This is a genomic window from Peptoniphilus sp. BV3C26, assembly GCF_000478985.1.
Classification (GTDB): domain Bacteria; phylum Bacillota; class Clostridia; order Tissierellales; family Peptoniphilaceae; genus Peptoniphilus_B; species Peptoniphilus_B koenoeneniae.
In genome coordinates, this window is the sequence record NZ_AWXB01000045.1 from 1 (window position 1) to 7,369 (window position 7,369).

The 7,369-nt window shown below is 36.1% G+C and carries 3 protein-coding genes and 1 pseudogene; all 4 read right to left on the reverse strand.

What is annotated here, in order from left to right; genetic code table 11:
* A pseudogene (locus tag HMPREF1253_RS05065) lies at positions 1-3,863 on the reverse strand (helicase); the annotation flags it as partial.
* 83 nt (positions 3,864-3,946) lie between these two features.
* Complete coding sequence (locus tag HMPREF1253_RS05070) at positions 3,947-4,750, reverse strand: KilA-N domain-containing protein (protein WP_002843620.1); 804 nt, start codon at positions 4,748-4,750, stop codon at positions 3,947-3,949.
* Positions 4,751-4,834: 84 nt separating this feature from the next.
* On the reverse strand, positions 4,835-6,541 hold the full coding sequence (locus HMPREF1253_RS05075; protein WP_007894717.1) for a DNA topoisomerase 3: 1,707 nt from the start codon (positions 6,539-6,541) through the stop codon (positions 4,835-4,837).
* A gap of 98 nt (positions 6,542-6,639) precedes the next feature.
* Positions 6,640-7,369: CD1107 family mobile element protein (locus HMPREF1253_RS05080; protein ID WP_023055691.1), on the reverse strand; the 730-nt coding region annotated here is incomplete at its 5' end.

Below are 7,369 nucleotides of genomic sequence, written 5' to 3' on the forward strand. Positions count from 1 at the left end.
TTATTACGATTGTATTCCCTGTCATTTACCTTATACTCTCCAAATGGAACATTTCCGATTGCTACATCAAAGAAGTTATTGGAAAAGGAAGTTTCTTCAAGCCCCTTAACCTGTATATCACTTTCAGGATATAAGAGTTTTCCAATACGCCCGCTTACCGAATCAAGTTCCACACCATAAAATTTTGACTTACTCATTTCATCAGGTAGATTACCGATAAAGTTCCCAACACCCATTGACGGTTCAAGGATATTTCCCTGTTTAAATCCCATACCTGAAAGCGTCTTATATATTCCGTCAATGACTGCTTTCGGTGTGTAAAAACTCGTTAGGGTAGATTCTCTTGCAGCTTCATATTCTGATGGCGATAGATTTTCCTTTAAGAAGGCTCTTGCCTCTTTCCACTGTCCATCCTTACTTTCATCAAAGACTTCAGATAATCCACCCCAGCCTACATATTTTGCTAAAACTTCCTGAGCTGTAATATCAAGCTCTCGTTCTCCACTTTCAATCCTATTAAGCATAGAGATTGCTTCAAGATTATTGTTTAATCTCTCACTTGGAGATAACTTTGCAGGGATCGTTTCTTCTGCAATCTTGAAATTGTGAGCCTCATTTTTCTTTATTTCTGCTTCCTTAAAAGTCTTTTCGGGCTTCTCATTGGTCATATTTTCAAAGATTCTATCAAGCTCACTTTCCTTACGATAAGGAATTACATCGGAGCCTGTAATCATACCGCCAAGATATTCGGTATTATCCTTAACCGTTACGGTCTTTAGATTATTCCCCATATCATCAAATCTTGTGATGGTATAGTCTTTATCCTTGTATTTCACTTCATCACCGATGATAAAGTCAGGTCTTTCAAGACTTATTTGTCTTAATAAATCCTCATTATCCGTAAAGGCTATAATCGGTATTTGATGATTACCTTGTCTTATAGGATCAAGCCATAAGTCATTTCTTCCTGTGATTTGATTTTTAGAAAGCTCTCTTACTCTGTACTCCTCATGATTAAAATAGATAATATCGCCTTCTTGAACTGCAAACTCATCTGAAGGGCTGTCCTCTTTTTCGTTAAGCTCTACTTCTTCTTTTTCCTTTAGATAATCTAATAAGGTAGCCTGAAAAGGTTCTGCTTGTATTCTTTCTTCTACTTCTTCAGGTGCTTCAAGGTCTGTAATATTCTCCTCAAAGCTAAGTTCTCCGTTAAAGACATGGTGAAGCTCCTGCTCATCCATCTGCTTTTTAAGTTCACTGTCTTTAAGTTCTCTAAAGGTCTTTGGAAAATCCTCTAAAATGAGCCTTTGGGCATTTAATTCCTTTAGCTCCTCAAGATTAAAATATCCCCATTCAGGTTCAATTCCTAAAACAAGTCCAAAAGCGTCTTTGCTTTCTCTATCGTACTCCGTCATATACCAAGTCCAGTTGCTTCTAAATGGAATGATATATGCTGCATGAACCTGTTTGTCTGCTAAGGCTACATCTTCCTGTGCATAAAGCTCAGGAACTTTCTCAAGCATTTCATCAGTCATTAGATTATTTGGATCATCTTTAGAATAATAACTTGGCTCTTTTTGTTCTTCTATCTCATCCTTTCTTTCAATGTCCTTTTCTTCAAGATAAAGATTTTTTGAAAGCAGCTCGTCTATATGCTTTGCTACATTTGACCAAGTAAGAAATACATCATTACAATGATTTTTCTGTAATTTAAGTCCCTTTGCATCGTGCCATTCTCCGCTTCCTCTTTCGCCTGAAACAGCATGAGAGCCTCCGCCAATTCCATATTCATCTTTTAGGAAATTCGCTTTTTCCTGCAAGATATGATTTTCTTTGAAAAACTTAATAATTTGCTCTTTCCCTTTATCGACTCCACTTCCTCTTGAAATCGTAGCAAGGACTTCATCTTCTGTAATAAAGCCATGTACCTTTGGAAGTTCGGTTAAGTTAGAGATATATTCCTTTCTCGGAATTGCAAGCTCCTCTAATCTCTGGTAAAGGCTATCTACCTTGTGATAATGAAACCTTAGTACATCTTTGTTTTCTTTATATCCTGTCAAAAAGCGACTGTACTCGGAAATAACATTCTTTAGATAGTCAGGATTTTTAAGAGCTTCCGATAACTGTCTTGTTTCTTTCGGAAAGCCACCACCTCTTTCTATAAAGTCAAAATAGCCTTGTGCTTTCCCTTCTTCACTTAAATCGTGGTATAGATACCATAAGGATTCTGAAACTCTATCTCTTTCATAGTCCTGTGCTTCCAAAAGCTCTACATTTGTTGCAAACTCTCCATTTTCCAAAAGTTCATTGATTCTTCTTGCAGCATTACTCCAGCTTAAAATTTGCGTCATATCTTCTCTTGCAGAAGTTCCATAAGCTAAATGAATACCTTTATCCGAATACCAGGAAGATACTTCTGCTCCATTAAGAAATAAACCGTTTCCGCCTCTAAAGGTATCTTTAAGGTATTCTCCTAATTCTTCTACTGTTTTTCCTTTGGAAAATTCAGCAATAATAGGAAGTCTTTCGCCCTCATGGTTTCCACCGTTTACAAGAATACTGTCAATATCATTTTGGGCAAGAGGTATTGTAAGTTTAATCTGTCCTAAGCTGTTTTCAGGCAAAGAAAAAGAAGCCTTGTCAGCTTCTCTTATCTCTTTATCCGTATTTTCTTTTAGATTTCCACTACTTCCTTGATTGTCATTTCTTTGAGAGCTGAAATCATCGCTTTGTACTGCGGATGGCTCTCGTCCTCTATCTTCCAAGCTATCATCAGTTTCGGCTTCTCTGCTCTCATAAACTCTATTGCCTGTTTCTGAATATCCATCAGGTGTCCTATCAGCTTCTTCTCCTTGTATAGATCCACTAACATCTCGAAGTGGCTCTGCTCCTCGCTGTTTGAAAGATAATCCAGCCTCATCACTGCGTAAGTCGGATTCGGATATTCTCTCATAAAGTCCATGTCCTCCTCTAACTGATTCAGTGTATTCTCTTTGATTTTCTCTATTATCTCGTCCGTACTCTCCATTTCGGAAAATTCGCTCGTTTTCACTAATTCTTTCCTGATCATCTCGTCGAAGTACATTTTCTTCTACCTCCTCTAATTCTGCTTTTATTTTATTATATCCTGCTTCTTTACCTCTTAACACTTCTTTTTGAAGCTCTAACTCTTTACTTTTTTGAATGGTTGCATCAATTATATTTCCGCTAATATCCGACACCGTTTCTCCAAGGCTCATAAGAGAAATGCTGTCAAGCCTTGCAAAGTTTTCTTTTAACAGCTCCTTATCCATAGGATAGTCTAACTTAAATCTTGCAGCTACTGCATAGCTCACTGAGTTCCTCACAAACTTGGTAAAGGCTATTCTGTCCTCATCAGATATTCTAAGCTCATTCATCAGGCTATCTATTTTTTTATCTCCGTAGAGCCTGCTTAAAGAAAAGATGTTTTCTAAGGTGCTTTCGATTTCTTCATAGCCTTCAGCTTTTATCATTTCTTTTAATACATCTTTGTGAGCTTCTTTATCAAATCTCCAAAGATTTACCTCATTGACATCTCTGTTTTTGGAAACGGTTTGACTTATATCAAAGATATAGTCCACCTTTTTATATGTGCCATAGTCCTCTAAAATGGGGATACCTTTCTGTCCCCTCATAACAGTTCGATTAAAGCGTTCCCTCCAATAGTCAAACTTGGCACAAGCTGTCGCTTCAGGATTTTTGTCATAAATACTTAGCTGACTTCTAAAGTCGTACCTCTGATTGTTTCCGACAACCTTTAAGAGCTTCAGATACTCTGCTTCACTCTGCAGAATATCTTGTTTTATTAGCTCCAAAATGTTATGAAAATCATTTATTCGCATGTTTACCTCCTTCTTTTTTGCATGAAAAAAGGCGGTTAGATTTTACTCTAATCACCTTTGTACTACATATTGATATTATCCTTTTATTTCAACTTTTTAATTGATTCACTCTCTGATAATATTTTCATCTGTTCAATTGCTATTGAATTTAGTTTTTCCAGTCTTTCAGATTGACTCATGCCCTCATTTATAAATACCGCATTAAGATTTTCAAGATTAGAAAGGCATACAAGCTGCGATATATCTGCATAATCTCTAATATTCCCTTTTAAATCCGGATTTTCATCACGCCATTCTTTCGCTGTTATTCCAAACAAAGAAACATTAAGAATATCCGCCTCACTTGCATAAATAAAGTTGATTTTTTCTTTTGAAAGTTTTTCGGGTACAAGCTTATTTTTAATGGCATCTGTATGAATCCTATAATTGATTTTTGCCAAATTCCTTTTTATATCCCAGCCTAACTTCTTTTGTTCTTCTTCCTTTAAGCGTTCAAATTCCTTAATCAAATACAATTTAAAGTATGGAGATACCCAAGAAGCAAACTCAAATGCTATATCTTTGTGAGCATAAGTTCCGCCATATCTTCCTGCTCTCGCAACTATACCGATAGAATTCGTTTTTTCTACCCACTGCTTAACAGATAAAATAAATCGGTTAAATCCTGCTTCATTTTTAATTCCCTCGAATTCGGGGGAATTAAAATTGGTATTATACATTTCTTCCCAAATACCTAAAAACTCTATTGTGTTCTTGTTTCTAAGCCATTTTTCTATTAAAGCAGATCCGTTCTCAATATTTCTAACCATATCTGTTAAAGAAATGTAATCCCTATTATCTATGGCAATAATGCTGATTTCTGAACCTTCAACATTTATTTTAGACACATAATCACCTCTCAATCATTACATTGATTATCTTATATTATAGCATTTTTAGGGCATTTTTTCCATCTTAAAATAAGTGCCATCTTACTTGCTATAAGTTGAAACCACTTCTTTTATCTCAGTTTCAATTGCCTCTAAAAAATTTTTCTTTGATGATTTTCCCTGTGCAATATCCGATAACTCCATTTCCCACTTTGCTGTTGTTTCTGCGGATTTAAAGGTACCAGCTACAATCGTTACAAGGCTGATTCCCTTATGTGTAGCAATAAGGTTTTTCTTATCTCTCTCAATAAATCCTTTGAAAATTAAGTTTTCAATAATCCCTGCTCTTGTTGCAGGTGTTCCAAGTCCTTTTCGCTCGACCTCTACACCTTTTTCCAGTGCATCATTACCAGCCACTTCCATTGCTTTCAAAAGCGTATCTTCAGTAAAGTGTTTCGGTGGTGTTGTGTACTTTTCTTTTATTTCCTTGTTTTCAATGCTCAATACATCACCAATGTTCACATCAGGAAGTACCATATCTTCATTTTTCTTAGACTTATATTCTTTAAGATATTTTGTAAAACCTTCATCTTTAATTGTCTTACCTGAGCTTGTAAAAGTAAAGCTATCGAATTCAGCTACAATCTTCGTTGTATTTTCCACTAAAGGATAGCCCACACTTGCGTGGAATTTATCGGATATAAGGAAGTAAACTTTAGCTTCACTTAAAGGAAGTTCTGAAACATCTTCTTTTAAGGAACTGATTGTCGGGATAATAGCATGATGATCCGTAACCTTTTCAGAGTTAAATACCGTCTTAATACGCTCTGTATCAAAATCATTTTTCCCTAAAATGTTATTAACCGTACTTACAATCATATCTTCCGTTAAGCATCTGCTGTCTGTTCTTGGATAGGTAATCAGTTTTTTCTCGTATAGGCTCTGTGCATAATCAAGTGTTTGCTTGGCACTATATCCAAAATACTTATTGCACTCTCTTTGAAGTGTTGTAAGGTCAAAAGGCAAATCAGGCTTTGTTATCTTTTCCTTTTGAATAACATCGGTAATTCCTATCTTATCGCCAACTAAATTGATTAGCTGTTCAGCAGCAACCTCATCATCAATTCTCTCTGTTGATAGTGTAAAACCATTCATAGAAAGTTCGACTGTAAAATATTTTTCTTTCTTAAAATTTGCTATCTCATCATCTCTATTTACAATCATGGCAAGGGTAGGTGTTTGAACTCTTCCCACACTGTAATTTTGCTTGTATAGACACGAATAGAGTCTGCTTAAATTCATTCCCACAAGCCAATCTGCAATCGCCCTTGCTTGTGATGATTCGAATAGATTATCGTAAAAACTTCCGTCTTTCAGGTTATCAAAACCCTCTTTTATGGCACTATCTTCCATTGATGAAATCCAAAGGCGTTTCATCTTCTTTTTACAATTTGCCTGATTGTAGACAAGCCTGAAGATTGCTTCTCCCTCACGCCCTGCATCGCAAGCATTTATCACGATGTCTATGTCCTTATCGTCCATGAGCTTTTTAAGAATCGTAAATTGTTTCTTTGTGGACTTTGCAATCTCATACTTATATTCTTTTGGAATAATCGGTAAATCAGCCATATTCCACTTTGCGTACCTTTCATCGTAGCTTTCTGGATTTGCCATTTTAATTAAGTGTCCAACACACCAACTTACCTTGTATCCGTTTCCCTCATAGTATCCGTCTTTCTTTTTTGTAGCTCCAATCACTTTTGCAATAGAGATTGCAACACTTGGCTTTTCAGCAATTACAAGTTTCATCTATATTTTTCCTCCTGTTTTTCAATATAAAAGGGCGAAAGATTTTACTCTCTCGCCCTGTGTTTTGCACCAAATATGAGATAGTTTTGGGTGCAAATTTATTCCAAATCATCATCTTCCTTATCTTCTGTTTCTGCTTCATCTACTTCATTTTCGCTTTCTTCCGCTTCTGAAAAGAAATCATCATCTTCCTCCTCAAAGCCTTCAAGCTCCTTATCTTCCTTTTTCTTAACGACCTTAAAATAATATCCTGCACCTAATGCTCCTGCTACTACAAGAATGAGAATTAAGTAGGTTCCCATATTGCTGCTTTCTTCTTTTTTTACTGGCTTAGATTCTTCTTTTTCAGGTTCTTCCTTTGTAATTTCCTGTTTCGGAGCTTCTTTTTTCTCAACCATATTAAGAAGATCATCTTCAGATACTTCTGTTAGGAGCATGACATTTTCGCTATCCTCATCATGGTTAATGATTAAATGAAAAGTCTTACCATTTTTAGTTGTAAAGGTAACAAACTGTCTTGCATCCGCTGAATACATATCCGTTTCTCTCTTATCACCGCTATCTCCATGATGAATCGAATAATCCTTGTTCGCATTATCCTTATTTTCCGTAACGGTTCCTCTTGCCTTTGATGGAACAGAAGCTACTCCCTTATTAGTATTTACAGTCTTACTTGTCCCGTCCATAGATGAATCCTGATTGTTATTGGCAGGAGCTTTCGGTGTCAGCTTATTAGGATAGCGAATATATTTCTCTTTCGTTTCAGAATCACTTGTATCTTTTACAGTATTTTCTGAACTCGCCTGTGTAGTTGTGCTTTTTCCTGTG

Coding starts and splice junctions, on each gene's coding strand:
- HMPREF1253_RS05075 (WP_007894717.1), bottom strand. CDS start 6,541: ATGAAACTTGTAATTGCTGAAAAGCCAAGTGTTGCAATCTCTATTGCA.